The sequence below is a fragment of the Roseburia porci genome, from assembly GCF_009695765.1.
GTDB classification, from domain to species: domain Bacteria; phylum Bacillota; class Clostridia; order Lachnospirales; family Lachnospiraceae; genus Roseburia; species Roseburia porci.
On record NZ_VUNI01000002.1, the window covers coordinates 25114 to 48492 of the forward strand.

A 23379-nucleotide genomic window follows, 5' to 3' on the forward strand; every position below is an offset into this window, starting at 1 on the left:
TATAAAAAATGAGAGACTGCCACATTGTGACAGCCTCCCGAATCTATTAGGAATTATATTATGAAAAAACTTTTTTAATTCTGGACCAGATGGATGTTCCTTTTCCGTGGTGAAGTTCCGGTGCAGACTGATCACAGTACTGATAGCGTTCTTCACGCATCCAGTTTGGTGTTACATTTGTTTCTGGTATTGTCATTAATGAATAATACATTGTTGTCATAAAAAACGCCCTCCTTAAATCTCTTGTTTCTTTCTATATATATAGTACCAGAATTCCGGTATAATCCAATGGACCCGATATATAAAAAACAGAACATAAATATGTGCTATCAGTACATATTTATGTTAAAATATGAAGAAAAAAGGCTTCAAAGAGGGGAAAAATATGGGCTTTACGATAGAGGATATGTTGATTTTATCCAAAACCAGATACAAAATGGAGATGATCGCAGGAGACAATGGATGGTCAAATTCCATCAGCTGGGTGCATCTGCTGGAGGATACCACGATCATTCAGCATTTCTGGGGCAAAGAACTTGCGGTGACGACTGGCCTTGGGTTTAAAACAACCGGAGCATTGAAGGAACTTTTGGAGGATCTGATCCGGCATCATGCAGCAGGGCTGATTATTAATGTGGGAAAATATATTATGGAAGTGCCGCAGGAGATCATCGAGTACTGTAACACGAATGATTTCCCGCTTATGATTGTTCCGTGGGAGATCTTTCTCTCCGATATGATCAAGGATTTCAGTATCCGTATTTTTTTGCAGGGAAATGCGGATGAACAGATATCCAATGCCCTGATCAGTGCGGTGGAACAGCCGGATAATCAGGAATCCTACCGGAAAGAGCTGCTTCCATATTTTGATGTGGATGGAACTTTCCAGGTGGTGCTGATCTCTACAGGCGATCTCGATACCATGGATACCGTGGAACGGAAGAAACTTTCCTATCGGATTCAGGTTTATCTGGAAAAAATCACGCATAATGGTAATTTTTTTTATTACGATTCCAATTTTATTCTGGTTGTCAATGATGTTTCTTCCAAGGATCTGGATGAGATTGTAACGGGAATGTGCACGCGCGCACAGCGCAGAATGCCGGAAATCCCGCTTTTTGTCGGCGTTGGAAGCCGTGTTACGGACATATCCAATTTGTCAATTGGTTATCACAGGGCGAAAGCGGCAGTCACGATGGCGCAGAACAAACATGACGGACTTTTGTATTTTGACCAGATGGGCCTGTACCGGCTTTTGTACGCGGTGGAGGATCAGTCTCTTTTACAGGAGATCGTGGAATCACAGCTTGCTCCGCTGATCCATTATGATAAAAAACACCACAGCAATTACCTGGAAACGCTCGAAATGTATCTGAAATATAACGGAAGCATCCAGGCGGTATCCAATGCGATGTATACACACCGCAATACGGTTATTTACCGTATTACAAACATCAAAAAACTGCTCGGCTGTGAGCTTGCGACACCGGAGGAAAGACTTCCGTATCAGATGGCTTTTTATATCTACCGAATGTAGAAAAAACGGTATATTTAAGGTAATATTAAGGTGTTTCGTGTATGTTGATAAGACTGGAATGTTAAGATTCTCTCACGATAGAAAATAATATCCTGCCAGATAGAAAATGGAAATAGACAATTGCAAATGTCTAAGAAAAGTGAAGGTATAGAAGGAGGATGGGATATGTGGACGAGAGCACAGGTAAAACAAAGGGGAAAATTCGGATTTAGAGCGAATTACTGGAAGTCGGTTCTGGTAGCAGTTATCATCAGCTGTATTGCAGCTGGCAGCTTTTCCTTTGGAGGAGCCGGTGGATCCTCGGTAACGGATGATTTCCTTTCGGATCAGATCAGCAAAGCGGAAGATCATATCATGGGATGGGATGACACAGACAGTGATGATGACTGGGACGATGATGACTGGGACGATGATGACTGGGACGACGATGACTGGGACGACGATGACTGGGACGACGATTTCATGTCAGGCTTTCAGCAGGGATATAACAGTGTGGATGGAACATCCGATGAGGACTTTGATGTGATAAGAGCGGGAATGGCCGCACTGATTGGGTTTATACTGGTATTTCTTGTGATCTTTGTTGTCGCATTTGCGATTGCATTCGCAATATCAGCATTCCTTTTAAATCCGCTGGAACTCGGCTGCAAGCGATTCTTTTTGCGGAATCTGAATATGAAAGCGGAAGTGAAAGAGGTATGCTTCAGTTTTGATCATTCCTATATGAATATCGTGAAAACACTGTTTTTCCGTGATCTTTATACGTTTTTATGGTCTCTGTTATTTATCATTCCGGGTATTGTAAAAGCGTATGAATACCAGATGATCCCATTTCTGCTTGCAGAGCAGCCGGATATGCCGAAGGAACAGGCATTTGCAATAAGCAGACAGATGATGAAAGGTCAGAAGTGGAAGGCATTTGTGCTGGATCTTTCTTTCCTTGGATGGTCGATCTTATCGATGTTTACACTTGGAATTCTCGGACTGTTTTATGTGAACCCATATAAATATTCGACAAAAGCGGCATTATATGAGACACTTAGATATGGACAGCCGGCGGATTTTTCTGCAAATGCACAGATGAACAATATGGCTGTCGGACAATAGCAGGAGGGAAAAATGGCATATCAGATATTGATTGCAGATGACGAAAAAGAGATCAGAGAACTTCTTCGCCTGTATCTTGAGAATGAAAACTATCAGGTGATGGAAGCAAAGGATGGACAGGAAGCGTTTGAACTGTTGCATCAGAACAAGATCGATCTGTGCGTTCTGGATATTATGATGCCGAAAATGGATGGTTATCATCTGCTTCGGGAGCTGCGCAAGGAAAGCAATATTCCGGTTATTATCCTATCTGCCAAAGATGCGGATTCCGAAAAAATACTGGGACTTAATCTTGGTGCAGATGATTACATTGCGAAGCCGTTCAATCCACTGGAGGCGGTAGCAAGGATCAATTCCAATATCCGCAGATTCTATACACTTGGCAATGGAGAAGCTGATCACCAGGCAGTTTCATTGCTCAAAGTCAAAGATCTGATGCTGGATAAGGATAGCTGTGTCCTGAAAAAAGATGGAAAACAGATCGAACTGACGTCCGTGGAGTTCCGTATTATGGAGCTGTTTATGGAACATCCTGGAAAGGTATTTACCAAACAGCAGATCTATGAATATGGATGGGGCGAGGAATATATTATCGCGGACAATAATATTATGGTATGTATCAGTAAGCTTCGTGCCAAGCTGGATGAAGATCCATCCGCCTATATCAAAACAATTCGTGGACTTGGTTACCGGCTGGAGAAATAAAGGATAAAAAGGGAATGGAAGACAAGAATCACTTAAGAGGTTTTCTTATTAAAAATTTCATTATCATTCTGATTCTTGTCGGGTTTGCGGAACGGATTGTTATGGAACTGTTAAATCAGTTTATTATTCCGATGGTGCAGAAATACTACTTTGCGAATAATACGTGGAACCGTTCGCTTCCGACATGGCAGATCATACTTGTGATCATATCGATTCTGGTGGAGCTTTTTCTGCTTGGTTTAAAAAGTGTCTTTCCGGCGATTGCAGCTTCCGGAATTCAATATATAATTCAGGAGATTGAGGGAGGAATGATCTCACTCGTTCCGGGACTTCATGGCAACAAATCCGTCACACAGATGGATGTGTATCAGGCGCTTCTTCTGGTGCTTATCATTTTTGCCATGATCGTTATGATACTGCTTCCTTACGCAGTTGCAGCGATGTATTTTGCTGTTATTGTTTCAAAGGAGGTCAGAAAGATCACGGAACGTGAGAAGAAGATCCATGAGCAATATGACAGAAACCGTAATCTTATGCTTTCAGACATTGCGCATGATCTGAGAACGCCGATGACAACGGTTGCCGGATACGCAAAAGCGATTCAGGATGGAATGGTGACGGATCCACAGAAAATGGACGAATATCTTTCGGTAATCCAGGCAAAATCCATGCGGATGAATGAGCTCATCAACCTGCTGTTTGAATATGTGAAACTGGACAGCGAGGGATTTCATCTGGATAAAAAACCGTTAAATCTCATAGAATTACTGAGGGAGAATGCAGCAATGCTCTATTCCGATATGGAAGAAAACGGCATGGAGCTTGTGATCGATCTTCCGGAGAAGGAATGGAAGGTAGAAGCGGACAGACTTCAACTGTCACGTGTAGTCACGAATCTCCTGACGAATGCAATGCGTCATAACGACGCCGGGACAACGATTCTGGTTCAGGCAGAATGTGAAGATGACAAGGCGCGTATCGTGATCGCAGACAATGGAAAGGAGATTCCACCATCGGTTGCCGAGCATTTGTTTGAACCGTTTGCAATGGGAGATGAATCCAGAAATTCCAAAGGTGGAAGCGGGCTGGGATTATCCATAGCGGCCAAGATCGTAGCCATGCATGGATGGAAGCTTTCACTGGGAAATTATCCAGGATATACAAAAGCATTTTTCATTGATATTTCCTTGTAGTTTTTGGTGAAAACAGGTAGAATTAGAAAAGATAGGAGGGAATTTGTATGTTTTGTGTTTTTTCGGGGATAAATTCGTATATTACATTATGGCTTGTGCTTATGATTGTTTTTGTTGTAGCTGAGCTGATTACCGTTGGACTGACATCGATCTGGTTTGCAGCGGGAGCACTTGTCGCTTTGATCGCAGCTGTTCTTGGAGCAGGACTTGGTGTTCAGATCGCAGTATTTCTCGTGGTTTCGGTCATTCTTTTGTGTGCAACGAGACCGTGGGCGAAGAAGTTCGTAAACTCCAGAGTAACGATGACGAACTCGAACAGTCTGATCGGAGAAGTGATCAGCATTAAGGAACGTGTGAGCAATATAGATCAGACCGGTACTGCGGTTGTCCATGGGCAGGAATGGACCGTGCGTGCCGATGATGATAAAGAGGTGATCGAACCAGGCGAGCTTGCAAAGATCGTCCGGATCGCCGGTGTAAAATTAATTGTGAAAAAGAACAAGGAGGAGTAACTTATGGGAGGCATTATTGCTGGAATCATTATTTTGATCATTGTACTTGCAATCCTTGCAAGCTGTGTGAAGATCGTTCCACAGGCACATGCAGTGATCGTTGAAAGGCTGGGAGGATACATGGCAACATGGCAGGTTGGTCTGCATTTTAAAGTGCCATTTATCGACAGAGTTGCTAAAAATGTACTGCTGAAAGAGCAGGTTGTGGATTTCCCGCCACAGCCGGTTATTACAAAAGATAACGTAACCATGCAGATTGATACGGTCGTATATTTCCAGATCACAGATCCAAAGCTGTATGCATACGGCGTTGAGAATCCGATCATGGCAATTGAGAACCTGACTGCAACAACACTTCGTAACATCATTGGTGATCTGGAGCTGGATGAGACTCTGACATCACGCGAGACAATCAATACGAAGATGAGAGCAACACTGGATGTTGCAACAGATCCATGGGGAATTAAAGTTAACCGTGTCGAATTAAAGAACATCATTCCGCCAAAAGCCATCCAGGATGCGATGGAGAAACAGATGAAGGCTGAGCGTGAACGTCGTGAGGCAATCTTACGTGCAGAAGGTGAGAAGAAATCTACGATCCTCGTTGCCGAAGGTAATAAGGAATCTGCAATTCTTGATGCAGAGGCTGAGAAACAGGCAGCAATTCTCCGCGCAGAAGCGAAGAAAGAGGCTACTGTAAAAGAGGCCGAAGGTCAGGCAGAAGCTATTCTTAAGATCCAGCAGGCAAATGCAGATGGTCTTAAGATGTTAAGAGAAGCTGCACCGGATGAAGCAGTTCTCCAGTTAAAGAGTCTTGAGGCATTTGCAAAGGCAGCAGATGGAAAAGCGACAAAGATCATTATTCCATCCGAGATCCAGGGAATCGCCGGACTCACCAAATCCATTGCGGAGATCGCAAAAGACAAAGAGGCGTAAAATATCAGGGCTCATTCTTCGGAATGGGTCCTTTTTTTGTGCTATTTGATGAAGATTTTCATTTTATTGCGGAAGGACTTCCTTTGGGGGTGTCAAAATGGTATAATTCCTTTAAGTGTGAATTTTTATCCAAACGACAGAATGGGGCAGAAAAGCCAAAAGCGGAGGGAAATGGATGAAGAGTAATATCAGATTTAGGGGGAAACTACGGAATTACCTGCAGCTGCCGGTGATGCTTACCGTACTTCTTGTGGTTCTGAATATACCGCTGTATTGCTATGATGTAAAAAGCGGTGCAGCAGTTACATTTTTTATCATTATTTATTTTGGTGTTGTTATGGTATCTTACCATAAGAACAAACCGGTTCTGGTGAACGAACTGATTAACTTTGCGACCCAGTATGCTACAGTACAGAAACGTCTGCTCAATGAATTTGAGATTCCGTATGCCCTGCTGGACTATAACGGCAAGCTTTTATGGGTTAACGAGCAGTTTTCAGAGGTGACAGGTGTCAGCAAGAACTATCACAAGTCGATTACGACACTGTTCCCGATGATTACAAGGGAATTTTTAAAGAAAACGGATGAGCCGCAGAATGTATATCTCGAGAAAGAGGGCCGCAAATTCCGCATTTCGCTGAATCGTATTTCTTTTGATATGATCACGGAAGACAGCAAAATGCTTGAACTTGGGGATTGTGAGGAATTTCTTACAGCAATCTATCTTTTTGACGAGACAGAACTGAACCGTTATATGGTCGAGAACCAGGAACAGAAGCTGGTTGCAGCACTGGTATACATCGATAACTATGATGAGGCACTCGACAGCATCGAGGATGTAAAACGGTCTCTGCTTGTTGCACTGGTTGACCGTAAGGTAAACAAGTACTTTTCCAATATTGATGCACTTGTCCGCAAGATCGAGAAGGACAAATATTTTGTTGTATTTAAATACAAATATCTGAAAGAACTCGAGGAGGACAAATTCAGTCTGATCGAGGATGTCAAGACGGTAAAAGTCGGAAATGAGATGGCTGTCACGCTCAGCATCGGTGTAGGTATGAGTGGTGATAACTATAATCAGAATTATATTTACGCCCGCAATGCCATCGACCTTGCATTAGGACGAGGCGGTGACCAGGTCGTTGTAAAAGAAGGCGAAGAGGTATCCTACTACGGCGGCAAGGCAAAACAGGTAGAACGTAATACACGAGTAAAAGCACGGGTGAAAGCACAGGCGCTCCATGAGATCATGGAGAATAATGAGAATGTTGTGATCATGGGACACAGCCTTTCGGACGTTGATTCTCTTGGCGCCGGAATCGGAATATTCTGTGCGGCCAGGGTGCTTGGTAAGAAAGCGCAGATCGTAATCAATGATCCGACCTCATCAGTGCGACCACTGATGGAATGTTTTACCGAGGAAAAAGGTTATCCGGAAGATCTGTTTGTAAACAGTGAGCAGGCTTTAGAGATGACAACCAGGAACACGCTTGTCATGGTTGTTGACACGAACCGTCCAAGCTACACAGAATGTCCGGAACTTTTGAAAAAGACGGATTCCATCGTTGTATTCGATCATCACAGACAGAACAGCGAAGTTATCGAGAATCCGCTGTTATCTTATATTGAGCCATATGCGTCCAGCGCATGTGAAATGGTTGCAGAGGTACTTCAGTATTTTCAGAATGGCCTGAAATTAGAGCCGAGCGAGGCAGACTGCATCTACGCCGGAATTCTGATCGATACCAACAACTTTATGACAAAGACCGGTGTGCGTACGTTTGAAGCGGCTGCATATCTGAAACGTTCCGGCGCAGAAGTTACCAGGGTTCGTAAGATGTTACGAAATGACATGGCAGCATACAAGGCGAGAGCGGAAGCGGTGCGCAATGCAGAGGTATACCGCGGTTCCTTTGCGATCTCGGTCTGCCCGGGTGAGAATGTGGAAAGTCCTACGATCGTAGGAGCACAGGCTGCAAATGAATTATTAAATATCGTTGGAATCAAGGCTTCGTTTGTTCTGACAGAGTACAATGGAAGAATCTATGTAAGTTCCCGTTCAATCGATGAGATCAATGTCCAGCTGATCATGGAACGTCTGGGCGGCGGCGGCCATCTGAATGTTGCAGGAGCGCAGCTGACAAATTGTACAGTATTACAGGCAAAACACATTATTCAGGATACCCTTGACGAAATGCTAAAAGAAGGAGACATACAGGAATGAAAGTAATATTATTGGAAGATGTAAAATCATTAGGCAAAAAAGGCGAGATCGTGACCGTAAGTGACGGTTATGCAAGAAATGCCATTTTACCAAAGAAATTAGGAGTAGAAGCAACAACAAAGAATCTGAACGACTTAAAGCTTCAGAATCAGCATGCCGAGAAGGTGGCAGCAGAGAATCTTGCGAATGCCAAGGCTCTTGCAAAAGAGATCGAGACAAAGAAAGTCGTTGTAAAGATTAAATCCGGAGAAGGCGGAAGAACATTCGGTTCCGTATCCACAAAAGAAATTGCTGCAGCTGCAAAAGAGCAGACGGGAATGGATTTAGACAAGAAGAAAATGCATCTGCCAGAGGCAATCAAAGCACTTGGAGTGTATGAAGTGCCGGTGAAACTGCATCCACAGGTAACAGCAAAGCTGTCCGTTCACGTTGTAGAAGGTTAGTCAGGAGGAAAAATCCTTGGAAGATACACTGATCAAAAGGATTATGCCCAACAGCTTAGAGGCTGAGCAGTCAGTCGTTGGTTCCATGATCATGGATAAAGATGCCATTGTTACAGCAATGGAGATGCTGGTACAGGATGATTTTTACCATAAACAGTATGGAATCCTGTTTGATTCCATGATCGAATTATATAATGCAGGGCAGCCGGTCGATCTGGTTACACTGCAGAATAAATTAAAAGAAAAAGATGTACCGCAGGAGATCTCAAGTCTTGAGTTTGTGCGTGATCTTGTCACGTCTGTTCCGACATCTGCAAATGTCAAATATTATGCCAATATCGTGAAAGAAAATGCGATGAAGCGGAGTCTGATCAAGACGATCGATGACATTGAGAATGAATGTTATGCAGGGAAGGAGTCCCTAGAAAGCATTCTGGACAAGACAGAACATGACGTTTTTGCGCTGCTTTCAAGCAGAACCGGCGGCGAGTATGTGCCGATCCGTCAGGTTGTTATGAACGCCCTTGAAAAGATCGAGATGGCATCCAAACAGTCTGGAACTGTAACAGGAATTCCGACCGGTTTTATCGATCTGGATTATCGTACCGCAGGACTTCAGCCTTCCGATCTGATCCTCGTTGCGGCCCGTCCATCTATGGGAAAAACAGCTTTTGTATTGAATATTGCCCAGTATGTGGCTTTTCATGAGAATATGTGTACCGCGATCTTTTCTCTCGAGATGTCAAAAGAACAGCTCGTAAACCGACTGTTCTCCCTGGAATCAAGAGTAGATGCGCAGGCGCTTCGAACCGGTAATCTTTCCGATGCGGACTGGGAGAAGCTTGTAGAAGGCGCTGGAATTATCGGTAATTCTGAGCTGATCATTGATGATACACCTGGTATCAGCATTTCTGAGATGCGGAGTAAATGCCGTAAATACAAGCTGGAACATGACTTAAAATTAATTATTATCGATTACCTTCAGCTGATGTCAGGCTCTGGAAGAAGTTCGGATTCCCGTCAGCAGGAGATCTCAGACATTTCCCGTTCCTTAAAGGCACTTGCGAGGGAACTGAGCGTTCCGGTTATCGCATTGTCCCAGCTGTCACGAGCGGTAGAGCAGCGGCCGGATCACAGACCGATGCTTTCGGATCTTCGAGAATCCGGAGCGATCGAGCAGGATGCCGATGTGGTTATGTTCATTTACCGAGACGACTACTATAATAAAGACACGGATTTAAAAGGAATTTCTGAGATCATCATTGCAAAACAACGTAACGGTCCAATCGGAACCGTAAACCTTGCATGGCTCCCGGAATATACCAAATTCGCCAATCTGGAACACTAAAACTTATCGCAGAACTGCGAAGAGGTGTGATCTTTACATTTTCCTGTCGAAAGAACACGATGGAAAATGTTTGATTCAGCATATGCAGAAAGCTATAATGGAGGTGGAACAGAAGGGAGGAAATCTGAGGTGGAAAAAGTACGTTACATGATTTCGGATGCGGCAAATCTTGTCAATGTCGAGACACATGTGTTACGTTACTGGGAAGATGAACTTGCCTTAACCATTCCAAGGAATGAGATGGGGCACAGATACTACACCAAGGAAAATATTAAGGAATTCCAGAAAATCAAAGAGCTTAAGGATAAAGGATATCAGCTTAAGGCAATACGAATGCTGATACATAATGGAAATATAGAGGAATTTACGCCGGTGGATCATCCGGCAGATCATCCGATGGAACCACCTGAACCGGTTTCAGCCGGACAGGCAGTAAAAGTGCCGGCGGCTTCTGTAGCGAGTGCACAGCCGGTACTGAAACAGAGTGTCCAGCAGATGGATGCTGAAGACCGGATGACACAGTTCCGGGAACTGATGGCAGAGATCGTTGGACATGCAATCTCACTCAACAATGAGGAACTGAGTGTGGCGATCAGCCAGGAAGTTCAGGAACGCATTTTAAAGGAAATGGATTATCTTGCAAGAGCGCAGGAAGATGCTGAGGAAGAGAGATTCCGCAAGCTGGATGCCGCGATTCGCGGAAATGTGCAGAAGAGACATTCCCTTTTCCGGAAAAAAGACAAGAAGTCCGGTGCATCCAAAAAAGAAGACAACAAAAAAAGACTGTCGCAATAGCGACAGTCTTTTTGTTTGGGGAATTAACCCTGAGCGATTGCTCCTGTTGGGCAAACTCCAGCGCATGTTCCACAATCAACGCAAGAAGCTGCATCGATTTCGTACTGGGAATCACCAGCTGAGATAGCGCCTACTGGGCACTCTCCAGCACATGTTCCACAGCTAACGCATGAATCAGAAATAACGTATGCCATAATGAGTTCCTCCTTAAAATAATGATCATTATTTAGTCTTAATGACTATTTTTATTCTATAACAAAAAAAATAAAAATACAAGACTTCATAAATGTGTATTCGATTTGGAACAATGTGAAACAAATAACAAAATATGGAAGCAATGACTATTTTTCCGCCAAAATCAGCACATTTTTGTTTAATCTGTCAGTTATGTATGGTATAATTAATCATGTTAAATAAATATCTATGTATTTATGCACAGACAAAATATTTGTGACATAAGCGGAAGCGCTGCAGGATATCAGGAAGGATGTAAGACTTGTGAAAACAGAACTGGCAAAAATCGATCCATTGCATATGGACGAGAAGGCAATGGAGCATGCAGGCAGACTGATCGCAGAAGGAGAACTGGTCGCATTTCCGACCGAAACGGTATATGGACTTGGGGGAGACGCACTTCATCCGGAGGCTGCAAAAAAGATCTATGCAGCTAAGGGAAGACCATCGGATAATCCACTGATCGTACATATCGCTGAGTTTTCGGATCTTGAGAGAATCGCAAAGGAAGTGCCTGAACAGGCGCGGAAACTTGCAGATGCATTCTGGCCGGGACCGCTTACCATGATCGTGTGGAAGAATGACAGTGTCCCATATGCAACAACCGGGGGAATGGATACGGTTGCAGTAAGGATGCCGAATCATCCGGTTGCTCTGGAACTGATTCGAAAGAGCGGATGTCTCATCGCAGCACCGAGTGCCAATACATCCGGAAGACCAAGCCCGACAGAGGCTGCACATGTTGCAGAGGATCTGGAGGGAAAGATCGCAATGATACTGGATGGAGGACCGGTGAAAATCGGAATCGAATCTACAATTGTTGATCTTACAGAGAAGACACCGATGATATTACGGCCTGGATATATCACACCGCAGATGTTGTCGGAAGTACTGGGTGAACCGGTAGAGATCGATCCTGGAATTATCGCGGCAGACGATACAAGGAAGCCGAAAGCACCAGGAATGAAATATAAACATTATGCACCGAAGGCAGATCTTGTTCTTGTGGATGGAGCAAAAGATGCAGTCATTGCAAAAATCAATGAACTCGCCGGAGAGAAGAAGAAAGCAGGTAAGAAGGTCGCTGTTATCGCGACAGAGGAAACAAGGAATGCATATCAGGCGGACGTTATTTTATGTATCGGAAGCCGCATGGATGAAGATTCGATCGCACAGCATCTGTACAAGATCTTAAGAGACTGTGACGAACTTGAAGTAGATGCCATCTATTCAGAGAGTTTTGTTACTCCACGAATCGGACAGGCAATTATGAACCGGCTGCTCAAGGCGGCAGGACATCAGGTGATTCATGTATAGGACAGAATAGAAAAGGAAAAAATATGAAGGAATATAACAGGATTATTTTTGTCGGACAGAGCGGAACCAGCCGTGAACCGATGGCGGCAGGAATATTTCAGGATTTTACAACCAGAAGACCGTTCGAAGTTCTGGCAAGAGGGCTTGTGGTACTTTTTCCGGAACCGATGAATCAGAAAGCAGAAGCAGTACTCATCAGTAACGGAATCAATACGGAGGATTTTATCTCGGTACAGCTGACGGAAGAAGATCTGACAGAAGATACGCTGGTGCTTGCCATGGAAGAAGCGCAGAAAGAGAAGATTCTTGAACAGTATGAGCCACAGTTCCCGGAGAATATCCAGGTTCTGACCGAATTTGTTGGAGATGAGCTTGAGATTCTTGATCCGTATGGGGGCGCATTACAGGCATACGGTCTCTGCTATGAGACTTTGCGTAAGAGCATCAAAAAATTAGTAAATATGTTGAACTAAGGAGAATAAATATGTCAAAAGTAGTAGTAATGGATCACCCATTGATCCAGCACAAGATTGGAATCATGAGAAGAACAGATACCGGATCCAAGGATTTCCGTACACTGGTAAGCGAGGTTGCCATGCTTGAGTGTTATGAGGCGACGAGAGATCTGGAGCTTACGGATGTTGAGATCCAGACTCCGATCTGCACCACGACTGTGAAAGAATTAAAAGGAAAGAAGCTTGCAGTTGTACCAATTTTACGAGCAGGTCTTGGAATGGTAGACGGAATGCTTGAAATGATCCCGGCTGCAAAAGTTGGACATATCGGACTTTACCGTGATCCTGAGACAGCAGAACCGGTAGAATATTACTGCAAACTTCCGGAAGACTGCGCAAACCGTGAAGTGTTTGTTGTAGATCCGATGCTTGCTACCGGTGGTTCCGCAGTGGCTGCCATCCAGATGCTCAAAGACAAGGGCGTAAAAAATATCCATTTTATGTGCATCATTGCAGCACCGGAAGGTGTAAAACGCATGAAAGAAGAGCACCCGGATGTGGATCTGATCATTGGGGCTTTAGATGACCACTTAAATGAACACAAATATATCGTTCCGGGACTTGGAGACGCAGGAGACCGTATCTTCGGCACCAAATAATCGAGGGTAAATTTATGGCTGAGACAACAAAAAGAGAAGACTATATTAGCTGGGATGAATATTTTATGGGAGTCGCAATGTTATCCGGCATGAGGTCGAAAGACCCGAATACGCAGGTTGGAGCCTGCATTGTAAGCTCGGAGCACAAGATTCTTTCCATGGGATACAACGGATTTCCGACAGGCTGTTCGGATGATGAGTTTCCATGGACAAGAGAGGGCGATGACAATAAGTATTTTTATACAACGCACAGTGAATTGAATGCAATTCTGAATTACCGTGGCGGAAGCCTCGAGGGAGCGACCATGTATGTTACGCTTTTCCCATGTAACGAATGTGCGAAAGCGATTATACAGGCCGGAATAAAAGAACTTATTTATGCAGATGATAAATACGAGCACACAATGTCAGTGATCGCCTCAAAGAGGATGTTAAAATCCGCTGGCGTGAAATTCAAGCGGTATGAATATACCGGAAGACGAATTGAGATGACATTATGAAGCAGAATAATAATAGACAGGTCTGGGATTCACTGATCCTTGTTTTCCAGTTTGGCATCAATATGATCGTGCCAATTGTGATGTGCACGCTGATCGGCGTGTGGATCGGTGATAAATTTGACATTTCGTGGATTGTCATTCCGTTGTTCTTTATGGGAGCTCTGGCGGGGGGCCAGAACATTTACCGGATGACAAAGAAAATGTACCAGACACATAATGGAAAAGGTAAGAAGAATGCTGAGAAGAATGAATAATGCATTACCGGGGCTTGTCATAGGCATCATTGTCTATGGGATTGTGATCCAGTTTACAGGGGTGTGGTTTGTAGCGGATAAACTCCGTTATTCCACAGGACTCTGGATTGGAATTGCAGCCGCAATTGGGATGGCAATCAATCTTGCTACCGTCATACGCGACTCCGTGGAGATGGAATCCACAGAGGGCGCGAATCGCAGAATTATCACAAAGTCAGTATTGCGCTACGTCATAGTGGTAATTCTGTTTTTTATTTTAGGCTATTTTAAACTGGGAAATCTGTTTACCGCTTTTATCGGAGTATTCGGCCTGAAGGTATCCGCGTATCTTCAGCCGGTGTTTTACCGGTTGGCAGACAGAATATCAGGTGGAAGCGAACAAGCTTCCGAATCATAAATAGTAAAACTTTATAAGGAGGTGACTTTGTGAATCAAGCAATTTTATTGTCCTCCAGTGCCGATAATATCGATTTTATGATACACGGTATATTTTCCTTTCATCTTTTTGGACAGGAAATCTGGATTACGACATCACATGTGTGCATTCTGATCGTTATGGCGATCATACTTATTTTTGCAATTGTTGCAAATCGTAAACTGGCACACGCAAGTGAGATCCCGAGCGGATTTCAGAATGTTGTCGAGCTGATTGTAGAAAAGCTTGATGGAATGGTCAGCGGTACCATGGGTAAATGGGCACCGAAATTTGTGAACTATATCAGTACGATCTTTATTTTCATACTGATGAGTAACATATCCGGTCTGTTTGGATTAAGACCGCCGACAGCAGATTATGGAACTACGCTTGCACTTGGTCTGATTACGTTTTTCCTGATTCATATCAATCAGTTCAAGCATCAGAGCGGAAAACAGATCTGGAGAGACATGTGTTCACCATTACCACCGTGGCTGCCTATCTGGTTCCCAATCAACCTGATCAGTGAGATTGCAGTTCCGATTTCACTGTCACTGCGTTTGTTCGCAAACGTTTTGTCAGGAACCGTTATGATGGCGCTCGTGTATGGTCTGCTTGGAAAGATCGCTGTGATCTGGCCGGCAGCACTCCATGTATATTTTGACTTGTTCTCCGGAGCAATTCAGACATACGTATTCTGTATGTTGACCATGACATACATCGCTCAGGCATGTGATGCCGAGGAGTAAGGTAACAAAAATAGAAGCGGCAGGCTTCCGCAGTCTCTGAAAGGGGATCAGAAACTCAGAAACACACACTGCCGGCTTTGCCGGTATACGACAAAGAATTATATTAGGAGGTTCTACATTATGAACATTACAGGACAGGATTTAATCAGAGCATGCTCAGCAATTGGTGCAGGATTAGCAGTTATCGCAGGTATCGGACCTGGTATTGGACAGGGTATTGCAGCAGGTTATGGTGCATCTGCTGTAGGACGTAACCCGGGTGCAAAAGGAGATATCATGTCTACCATGCTTTTAGGACAGGCAGTTGCCGAGACAACCGGTCTTTACGGTCTGCTCGTAGCAATGCTTTTACTCTTCGTAAAACCATTAGGCTAAAAATGGTTTGGAAACACGCGTAAGCGGAACAAATCACGTGGAAAGGAGAGTTAAGATTGCTCGCACAGGAATATTTAAGACTATTTAATCTTGATGCCCAGCTTTTGTTTGATTCAGCATTACTGGCAATTTCCATATTTGTTTTATTCCTGCTTTTATCCTACTTATTGTTCAATCCTGCAAGAAAGCTGTTAAAAGACAGACAGGACCGGATCAATAACGATATTACATCTGCAGAGGCAGACAAAGAAGCAGCGAAGGCATTAAAAGCTGAGTATGAAGCAAAATTAAAGGACGTCAATAAAGAAGCGGAAGCAATTCTTGCAGAGGCACGTCAGAAAGCCATCCGAAATCAGGCTAAGATCGTGGATGAAGCAAAAGAAGAAGCTTCCCGTATCATCAAAAGAGCACAGTCAGAGGCTGAGCTTGAGAAGAAACACGCAATGGATGATGTTAAACAGGAGATGATCCAGATTGCATCGATGATGGCGGCAAAAGTTGTATCCGCATCGATCGATACCCAGATTCAGGATACCCTGGTAGACGAAACATTAAAAGAAATGGGTGAATCGACATGGCAAAGCAGGTAAGTGCAACATATGGGGATGCATTATTTGCGGCAGGTCTGGAGGATGGACGCCTGAATGAACTTTCCGAGGAAGTCCTCGCAGTATCGAAAGCGATCGAAGAAAACCCGGATCTGACCAAAGTAATGAATCATCCAAAGATCGATAAAGAAGAAAAAATGAAAATGATCGAAGACATTTTTAATGGACGTGTTTCGAGAGAACTTGTAGGTCTGATGCGTCTTTTGGTGGAAAAAGGCCACTATAAGGATATGCAGAGTGTATTTTCCTATTTTACCGCAAAAGTAAAAGAGCACAATCATATCGGAACGGCATATGTGACCAGCGCAATGGAGCTTTCAGAGAAACAGAAAGAGAATGTGAAGGCGCGCTTGTTAGAGACCACAGAATACGAACAATTCGAAATGCATTATAATGTCGATGCCGCGATTATTGGCGGTATGATAATTCGCATCGGGGATCGTGTTGTAGACAGCAGTGTAAAAACCAAATTAGAAAAGCTGACCCGTGAATTATCCCAAATACAGTTGAAAGCAGGTGAATGCGCTCCATGAATTTAAAACCAGAAGAAATCAGCTCCGTGATCAAAGAGCAGATTAAACGATATGCTTCTCAGCTCGAAGTAGCAGATGTGGGAACCGTTATTCAGGTTGCCGATGGTGTTGCACGTATCCATGGACTGGAGAATGCAATGCAGGGAGAACTTTTGGAATTCCCAGGAGAAGTTTACGGAATGGTATTGAACCTTGAGGAAGATAACGTAGGTGCCGTACTTTTAGGCTCCCAGAGAAATATCAACGAAGGCGATACCGTAAAGACCACCGGACGAGTTGTAGAAGTTCCGGTTGGAGATGCAATGTTAGGACGAGTTGTAAATGCGTTGGGACAGCCGATTGACGGCAAGGGACCGATCGAGAGCAGCAAATTCCGTAAAGTAGAAAGAGTTGCATCCGGTGTTATCTCAAGAAAATCCGTAGATACACCATTACAGACAGGTATTAAGGCAATTGATGCCATGGTACCGATTGGACGAGGACAGCGAGAGCTTATTATCGGTGACAGACAGACCGGAAAGACAGCGATCGCGATCGATACGATCATCAATCAGAAGGGCAAAGGTGTGAAATGTATTTATGTCGCAATTGGACAGAAAGCATCTACAGTTGCCACAATTGTAAAAACATTAGAAGAATACGGCGCAATGGCATATACGACCGTTGTCGCAGCTACAGCAAGTGAGCTTGCACCAATTCAGTATATTGCACCATACTCCGGCTGTGCGATCGGAGAAGAATGGATGGAGAACGGAGAAGATGTACTCGTAGTATACGATGATCTGACCAAACATGCAGCAGCATACCGTACATTATCCCTTCTTTTGAAGAGAGCACCTGGACGTGAGGCTTATCCTGGAGATGTATTCTATCTGCACTCAAGATTGTTAGAGCGTGCTGCAAAGCTTTCCGATAAGCTTGGTGGAGGTTCACTGACCGCTCTTCCAATCATTGAAACACAGGCAGGAGACGTATCTGCATATATTCCGACCAACGTTATTTCCATTACAGACGGTCAGATCTATCTTGAGACAGAGATGTTTAACTCAGGATTCCGTCCGGCGATCAATGCAGGTCTTTCCGTATCCCGAGTTGGTGGTTCTGCCCAGATCAAAGCGATGAAAAAGATCGCAGCTCCAATCCGAGTTGAGCTGGCACAGTACCGTGAGCTTGCCGCATTTGCACAGTTTGGTTCTGAACTGGATGCGGATACGACAGAAAAGCTCCGTCAGGGAGAAAGAATCCGCGAGATCTTAAAACAGCCACAGTATCAGCCGATGCCGGTTGAGAAACAGGTTATCATCGTATATGCAGCGACCAGAAAATATCTGATCGACCTGCCGGTCGAGGATGTACTTCGTTTCCAGGACGAGCTGTTTGATTATATTGATACCAAATATCCGGAGATTCCGGAAGCCATCGCAACAACAAAGCAGATGGATGAGGAAACCGAGAAGAAGCTGATTCAGGCAATTGAAGAATGCAAAGCAGAATTTCAGAAATAATGGCAGAAAGTAGGTGGTAAAATGGCCTCCATGCGAGACATTAAGCGAAGAAAAAGCAGCATACAAAGTACGCAGCAGATCACCAAAGCCATGAAGCTCGTTTCTACCGTAAAACTTCAAAAGGCAAAGAGTCATGCAGAACAGACAGATCCATATTTCAACTACATGTACCATACCGTAAGTTCAATGCTTGCCAAAAGCGGAAATATCAACCACCCGTATCTTACGGGGGGCGATTCCACCAAAAAGGCAGTGGTTGTGATCACATCGAACCGTGGTCTGGCCGGTGGATACAATTCGAACATTGTGAAACTTATCACAGGCAATGAGGATTTGAAGAAAGAGGATCTGGAGATTTATGCAGTCGGTGGAAAAGGTGTAGAAGGCTTAAGCCGCCGCGGTTACCATATTGTTTCGGATGATTCTGCAATTATGGAAGCACCATCTTACCCGGATGCAGCGGCACTTTGCAAAAAGGTGCTGGATTCCTTTGCAAAGGGAGAGATCGGTGAGATCTATCTTGCTTATACTCATTTTAAAAATACTGTCAGTCACGAACCTAAGCTGATCCGTCTGCTCCCGGTAGACATTAAAGCACAGGAAGAGACCGACGAGGCATCCAATGTTCTTATGAACTATGAGCCAAATGAGGAAGAAGCACTTGATATGATCATTCCGAAATACGTAACAAGCCTTTTTTACGGAGCTTTGGTAGAGGCAGTAGCCAGTGAAAACGGAGCCCGAATGCAGGCGATGGATTCTGCGACCAGCAATGCGGAGGATATGATCAGTGATCTGTCCCTGAAGTATAACAGAGCACGTCAGGGTTCGATCACGCAGGAATTAACGGAGATCATTGCCGGTGCGAATGCAATCGAATAATGTGCTGCAGCAATCACATAAATAATAATCATCATAAGGAGACGAAATAATGGCAGATAATAATGTTGGCAAAATTACCCAGATTATCGGTGCCGTTCTCGATATTAAATTCGTAGATGGCGGTTTGCCGGAGATCAACGATGCGGTCAATGTTCCACTGAAAGACGGCGGAACATTAGTCGTAGAAGTTGCTCAGCATCTGGGCGACGATACCGTAAGATGTATTGCCATGGGACCGACCGACGGACTTGTCCGCGGTATGGAAGCCATTGCGACGGGAGCTCCGATCTCTGTTCCGGTAGGAGAAGATACATTAGGAAGAATGTTTAATGTATTGGGTAATCCGATCGATGAGATCGATGCACCAAAGACGGAAGAAAAATGGCCGATCCACAGACCGGCTCCGGCTTTTGAAGAGCAGGCAACATCACAGGAAATGTTAGAGACAGGAATCAAGGTCGTAGACCTTCTTTGTCCATATCAGAAAGGTGGAAAGATCGGACTTTTCGGAGGAGCCGGTGTTGGTAAAACGGTACTGATCCAGGAGCTGATCCATAACATTGCAACAGAGCACGGTGGATACTCGGTATTTACCGGTGTTGGAGAGCGTACCCGTGAGGGTAACGACCTTTATTATGAAATGAAAGAGTCGGGAGTTATCGATAAAACGACCATGGTGTTCGGACAGATGAACGAGCCGCCAGGAGCACGTATGCGTGTAGCCTTAACGGGTCTTACCATGGCAGAATACTTCCGTGACAAAGGTGGAAAAGACGTGTTGTTATTCATTGACAACATTTTCCGATTTACACAGGCAGGATCTGAGGTATCCGCATTGCTTGGACGTATGCCATCCGCAGTAGGTTACCAGCCGACACTGCAGACAGAGATGGGTGCTCTTCAGGAGCGAATCACTTCTACCAAGAATGGTTCCATCACTTCAGTACAGGCAGTTTATGTACCGGCCGATGACCTGACAGACCCAGCACCGGCAACAACCTTTGCTCATCTGGATGCAACAACGGTATTGGAGCGTTCCATCGCAGAGCTTGGTATTTACCCGGCGGTAGATCCGCTTGCATCTACATCAAGAATTCTTGATCCACGTATCGTAGGTCAGGAGCATTTCGAGGTAGCCCGTGGAGTTCAGGAGATCCTCCAGAAATATCGTGAATTACAGGATATCATCGCAATTCTTGGTATGGACGAGTTATCAGAGGAAGATAAGCTTGTCGTAAGCCGTGCAAGAAAAGTACAGAGATTCCTGTCACAGCCACTTCACGTAGCTGAGCAGTTCAACGGATTCCCTGGAATCTATGTATCTGTTGCAGAAACGATCCGTGGCTTCCGTGAGATCCTCGAAGGAAAGCTGGATGATGTTCCGGAAGGCCATTTCCTGAATGCAGGAAGTATCGATGACGTACGCGCCCGCATGAAGTAAGAGGTGAGGCTATGGCAGATAATATGTTTAAAGTAGAGATCATTACACCGGACCGTGTATTTTATACCGGGGACGCAGACATGATCGAATTTAATACCGTACAGGGACAGATCGGTGTATACAGGAATCACATTCCGCTCACGACAGTGCTTGAGCCGGGACTTGTCACGATCCATGAAGGAGATGTGCAGAAAGTAGCAGCAGTGCATGCCGGCTTTGCAGAGATCTTAAATGACCGTGTCACACTTCTGGCAGAGGTCGCTGAGTGGCCGGAGGAGATCGATGTTGCCCGCGCTGAGGCAGCAAAAGAGCGTGCCGAGCAGCGTCTGATCAGCAAAAATGCCGAGCTTGACATCAAGCGCGCAGAATTTGCCCTGCATAAAGCTTTGACACGTATCAGTGCGGCAGAGTACCGATAGAGCAAATTTAATATACGGACAATAAACCACCCCGGATCACGAGGATACTTGTGATTCGGGGTGATTTTATTGTCGCATATGGGGTGATATGTTATCATGGAATATAACATATTACACGAGAGAGGACAGACAGCAATTATGGAAACAACCTATAGAACATTACTCAAAAATAAGAACTACCGACGTCTGTTTTTCGCAAATATGATAAACCGGCTTGGAGATTCCGTGGACACGCTGGCATTTCCCTGGCTGGTATATGCGTTTACCGGAGAGGGAACATGGGCGGCAATCGTATTTGCGGTGAATAAAATACCCTCGGTCTTATTTTTGCCATTGTCAGGAGCGTATGTGGAAAAGAAGATCAAGAAAAATATTATGATCCTCTGTGACATGATCCGCGCATTGCTTGTTGCAGTTCTTTTGATCTGTATGAATACGAACACACTGAGTCTGATTGTACTTATTCTTTTCTCATTTCTGATCTCGGCAGCGGAGGCTTTCCGTATTCCAGCCGGAGTATCTTTTATCACACAGCTTCTGGATGAAGATGAGCTTTCATACGGGGTTTCCCTGAACGTGCTTGTTTCCATGCTGGCAGAGGTTGCTGGTACAGGAATTGGAGGACTGATCATCAGCTGCCTGAACATCAATGCGGCATTTGTCGTTGATATTGCGACATTTGTACTGTCGATTGTGATGATCTGGATGATTATGAAGAAAGAAACGATTGCTGAAAATCTGGAAAAGAAAAACAGTCTTATCATTTTTAAAGAGGGACTTCAATATGTAAAAAGTAAGAAAATATTGATCCGGGTTATCCTTTTTGCGGTCTTTGCAAATGCGGTGATGGCGCCAATTGACTCTTTGCAGACACCTGTTGTGGTGGATATTTTGAAACAAAATGCAGCGTATCTGTCGTTGTTAAATATCTGTCTGACAGTCGGAGTGCTGCTGGGAGGTGCAGTTTATCCAATCATCCAGAAGAAGGTTCGTTCCAGAGTGCTGTTTGGAATCAGTGGACTGTTTATTGCTTTTTTGTATGTTTTGATTGCTGTAATGGAGATCAGACAAATTGCAGCCGAAGGAATATGGTATTACGGAATTGCGTTGTGCTATTTATGCTATGGCGTCTTTGCCGGATTTATGACGACCGGATTAGGAATTTTACTGATGAAATATACGGATCAGGAATATATGTCAAGAACCAATACCATCTATACTGCAATTGGTGAGGCGGTTGTTCCTGTGGCTTCCGCAGCTACTGGAGTGCTGCTTAAGTTTTGCGGAATGGATAAGGTATTCCTGATCGTGGCAGTATGCATTGTGATCGTTCTTACAGCAGCAGGTATGTTAAACAATACTTCTTTATATAAAAAATAGTAGTTTTTTGAAGTTGCTATATGGTACAATAACTTTGATAGTATTGTAATGGTAAACAGATATGTTGGTGAGATGAATGCAATTATTAATTGATAAAACAAAACTTGAACTTTTATTAGAACAAAAAAGAGAATATATAGGTAATAAGGTTACAGTCGATGCAATTATTGCGGCGATATCTTTTTTACTATCTGCTTTTACTGCCAATTATGACAGCATTCTGGGAATTAATGGAATGGTTGTGAAAACCGTTTTTTGTTTTATTGGTATTTGTTATACGTTGAAAATTATTATAGATCTTTTGAAATGGAATAAAAATAAATATGATCATAAAAAACTGACAAAAGATATTATAAGTTTAGATATGATACAGCATAACCATTCACTTGTTGTGATTAGAGATACTTTTAAACAGCAAGCGGGACGTTTTCTTGTTTATTATGATGAGAGATGGGATTGTAAATTATTTTTAAATTTTAAAACTGTGAACGGAGATAATGAGACTGCCATACTGGAACGGGTGTCGGCATCTTTACAGATTCCAAAAGAAAACATTAGTGCAAGGTATCTTACATCGAGAGTGCAGGAAAAATACTCGGTGAGTCATGATGAAACGAGAGTTTATAATCACAGGTTATATGAAGTGGTGATTAATAGATTTACAGATGATATGAAAAAAGATGATTTTGTAATAAATGGAGTACATTATTTTTGGATGACGATATCAGAGATGCAGAAGGATTCCAATATTATGACAAAAAACATGGATGTTGTGGATTTTGTGAATGAAACAATAATAAGCAGATCATAATCTGTATTTATCGGCAAAATATAACACGATTACTTTGCG

28 protein-coding genes are annotated in these 23379 nt (G+C 43.8%); 26 read left to right on the forward strand and 2 right to left on the reverse strand.

Annotated features, from left to right (window positions below):
* Positions 1–58 precede the first annotated feature (58 nt).
* The gene (locus FYJ75_RS01465) at positions 59–220 is read right to left on the reverse strand and encodes a hypothetical protein (protein WP_154428117.1); all 162 of its coding nucleotides are present in this window, start codon (positions 218–220) and stop codon (positions 59–61) included.
* A gap of 165 nt (positions 221–385) precedes the next feature.
* Between FYJ75_RS01465 and FYJ75_RS01470 the strand changes: the two genes are divergently transcribed.
* The 10 genes from FYJ75_RS01470 (at position 386) to FYJ75_RS01515 (ending at position 10803) form a co-directional block, all read left to right on the forward strand.
* Positions 386–1537: a PucR family transcriptional regulator gene (locus FYJ75_RS01470; protein ID WP_154428119.1), complete on the forward strand. Its 1152-nt coding sequence runs from the start codon at positions 386–388 to the stop codon at positions 1535–1537.
* 165 nt (positions 1538–1702) lie between these two features.
* Entirely contained in the window at positions 1703–2644 is a 942-nt protein-coding gene (locus tag FYJ75_RS01475) for a DUF975 family protein (protein WP_154428120.1), read from the forward strand.
* Between the two features lie 12 nt (positions 2645–2656).
* Positions 2657–3349: a response regulator transcription factor gene (locus FYJ75_RS01480; protein WP_154428122.1), complete on the forward strand. Its 693-nt coding sequence runs from the start codon at positions 2657–2659 to the stop codon at positions 3347–3349.
* Between the two features lie 14 nt (positions 3350–3363).
* Entirely contained in the window at positions 3364–4542 is a 1179-nt protein-coding gene (locus FYJ75_RS01485) for a sensor histidine kinase (RefSeq protein ID WP_154428124.1), read from the forward strand.
* Between the two features lie 47 nt (positions 4543–4589).
* Positions 4590–5054 carry an NfeD family protein gene (locus FYJ75_RS01490; protein ID WP_154428126.1) on the forward strand — a complete coding sequence of 155 codons (465 nt, stop codon included), beginning with the start codon at positions 4590–4592 and terminating at the stop codon, positions 5052–5054.
* Positions 5055–5057: 3 nt separating this feature from the next.
* On the forward strand, positions 5058–5990 hold the full coding sequence (locus tag FYJ75_RS01495) for an SPFH domain-containing protein (RefSeq protein WP_154428128.1): 933 nt from the start codon (positions 5058–5060) through the stop codon (positions 5988–5990).
* A gap of 175 nt (positions 5991–6165) precedes the next feature.
* Positions 6166–8217, forward strand: coding sequence for a DHH family phosphoesterase (locus FYJ75_RS01500; RefSeq protein WP_154428130.1), 2052 nt, complete (start codon positions 6166–6168; stop codon positions 8215–8217).
* On the forward strand, positions 8214–8660 hold the full coding sequence (gene rplI / locus FYJ75_RS01505) for a 50S ribosomal protein L9 (protein ID WP_154428132.1): 447 nt from the start codon (positions 8214–8216) through the stop codon (positions 8658–8660). Before FYJ75_RS01500 ends, rplI begins: the two co-directional genes overlap by 4 nt.
* A 16-nt stretch (positions 8661–8676) precedes the next feature.
* Positions 8677–10008, forward strand: a complete 1332-nt coding sequence (gene dnaB / locus FYJ75_RS01510) for a replicative DNA helicase (RefSeq protein WP_154428134.1) — start codon at positions 8677–8679, stop codon at positions 10006–10008.
* 129 nt (positions 10009–10137) lie between these two features.
* Positions 10138–10803: a MerR family transcriptional regulator gene (locus FYJ75_RS01515; protein ID WP_328596816.1), complete on the forward strand. Its 666-nt coding sequence runs from the start codon at positions 10138–10140 to the stop codon at positions 10801–10803.
* A gap of 23 nt (positions 10804–10826) precedes the next feature.
* On the opposite strand, the gene FYJ75_RS01520 is transcribed toward FYJ75_RS01515, so the two are convergent.
* Positions 10827–10997: a DUF362 domain-containing protein gene (locus FYJ75_RS01520; protein WP_154428138.1), complete on the reverse strand. Its 171-nt coding sequence runs from the start codon at positions 10995–10997 to the stop codon at positions 10827–10829.
* A 304-nt stretch (positions 10998–11301) separates the two neighbouring features.
* On the opposite strand from FYJ75_RS01520, the gene FYJ75_RS01525 reads away from it, so the two are divergent.
* From FYJ75_RS01525 to FYJ75_RS01600, 16 genes are all read left to right on the forward strand, one after another.
* On the forward strand, positions 11302–12354 hold the full coding sequence (locus tag FYJ75_RS01525) for an L-threonylcarbamoyladenylate synthase (RefSeq protein ID WP_328596817.1): 1053 nt from the start codon (positions 11302–11304) through the stop codon (positions 12352–12354).
* Positions 12355–12377: 23 nt separating this feature from the next.
* A complete protein-coding gene (locus FYJ75_RS01530) occupies positions 12378–12827 on the forward strand; it encodes an arsenate reductase/protein-tyrosine-phosphatase family protein (RefSeq protein ID WP_154428140.1) in 450 nt (149 codons plus the stop codon).
* Positions 12828–12838: 11 nt separating this feature from the next.
* The gene (gene upp / locus FYJ75_RS01535; protein ID WP_154428142.1) at positions 12839–13468 is read left to right on the forward strand and encodes a uracil phosphoribosyltransferase; all 630 of its coding nucleotides are present in this window, start codon (positions 12839–12841) and stop codon (positions 13466–13468) included.
* Between the two features lie 14 nt (positions 13469–13482).
* The gene (locus FYJ75_RS01540; protein ID WP_154428144.1) at positions 13483–13968 is read left to right on the forward strand and encodes a deoxycytidylate deaminase; all 486 of its coding nucleotides are present in this window, start codon (positions 13483–13485) and stop codon (positions 13966–13968) included.
* Positions 13965–14222 carry an AtpZ/AtpI family protein gene (locus FYJ75_RS01545; RefSeq protein WP_154428146.1) on the forward strand — a complete coding sequence of 86 codons (258 nt, stop codon included), beginning with the start codon at positions 13965–13967 and terminating at the stop codon, positions 14220–14222. The genes FYJ75_RS01540 and FYJ75_RS01545 overlap by 4 nt, the downstream gene beginning before the upstream one ends.
* Positions 14215–14619 (forward strand): hypothetical protein, encoded by a 405-nt coding sequence (locus tag FYJ75_RS01550; protein ID WP_235906978.1) that lies wholly within the window; start codon positions 14215–14217, stop codon positions 14617–14619. Before FYJ75_RS01545 ends, FYJ75_RS01550 begins: the two co-directional genes overlap by 8 nt.
* A gap of 77 nt (positions 14620–14696) precedes the next feature.
* Positions 14697–15386 carry a F0F1 ATP synthase subunit A gene (atpB, locus tag FYJ75_RS01555; protein WP_195838924.1) on the forward strand — a complete coding sequence of 230 codons (690 nt, stop codon included), beginning with the start codon at positions 14697–14699 and terminating at the stop codon, positions 15384–15386.
* Positions 15387–15506: 120 nt separating this feature from the next.
* A complete protein-coding gene (gene atpE, locus FYJ75_RS01560; RefSeq protein WP_154428150.1) occupies positions 15507–15761 on the forward strand; it encodes an ATP synthase F0 subunit C in 255 nt (84 codons plus the stop codon).
* A 56-nt stretch (positions 15762–15817) separates the two neighbouring features.
* Complete coding sequence (gene atpF, locus FYJ75_RS01565; RefSeq protein WP_154428152.1) at positions 15818–16351, forward strand: F0F1 ATP synthase subunit B; 534 nt, start codon at positions 15818–15820, stop codon at positions 16349–16351.
* On the forward strand, positions 16336–16902 hold the full coding sequence (atpH, locus tag FYJ75_RS01570; RefSeq protein ID WP_154428154.1) for an ATP synthase F1 subunit delta: 567 nt from the start codon (positions 16336–16338) through the stop codon (positions 16900–16902). The genes atpF and atpH overlap by 16 nt, the downstream gene beginning before the upstream one ends.
* On the forward strand, positions 16899–18407 hold the full coding sequence (gene atpA, locus FYJ75_RS01575; RefSeq protein ID WP_154428156.1) for a F0F1 ATP synthase subunit alpha: 1509 nt from the start codon (positions 16899–16901) through the stop codon (positions 18405–18407). Before atpH ends, atpA begins: the two co-directional genes overlap by 4 nt.
* 21 nt (positions 18408–18428) lie before the next feature.
* Entirely contained in the window at positions 18429–19289 is an 861-nt protein-coding gene (atpG, locus tag FYJ75_RS01580; protein WP_154428158.1) for an ATP synthase F1 subunit gamma, read from the forward strand.
* Between the two features lie 49 nt (positions 19290–19338).
* Positions 19339–20730 carry a F0F1 ATP synthase subunit beta gene (gene atpD, locus FYJ75_RS01585; RefSeq protein WP_154428160.1) on the forward strand — a complete coding sequence of 464 codons (1392 nt, stop codon included), beginning with the start codon at positions 19339–19341 and terminating at the stop codon, positions 20728–20730.
* A gap of 11 nt (positions 20731–20741) precedes the next feature.
* Complete coding sequence (gene atpC / locus FYJ75_RS01590; protein ID WP_154428162.1) at positions 20742–21149, forward strand: ATP synthase F1 subunit epsilon; 408 nt, start codon at positions 20742–20744, stop codon at positions 21147–21149.
* Positions 21150–21245: 96 nt separating this feature from the next.
* The gene (locus FYJ75_RS01595) at positions 21246–22529 is read left to right on the forward strand and encodes an MFS transporter (RefSeq protein WP_154428164.1); all 1284 of its coding nucleotides are present in this window, start codon (positions 21246–21248) and stop codon (positions 22527–22529) included.
* Between the two features lie 76 nt (positions 22530–22605).
* Positions 22606–23340: a hypothetical protein gene (locus FYJ75_RS01600; RefSeq protein ID WP_154428166.1), complete on the forward strand. Its 735-nt coding sequence runs from the start codon at positions 22606–22608 to the stop codon at positions 23338–23340.
* The last annotated feature ends 39 nt before the right edge of the window (positions 23341–23379 follow it).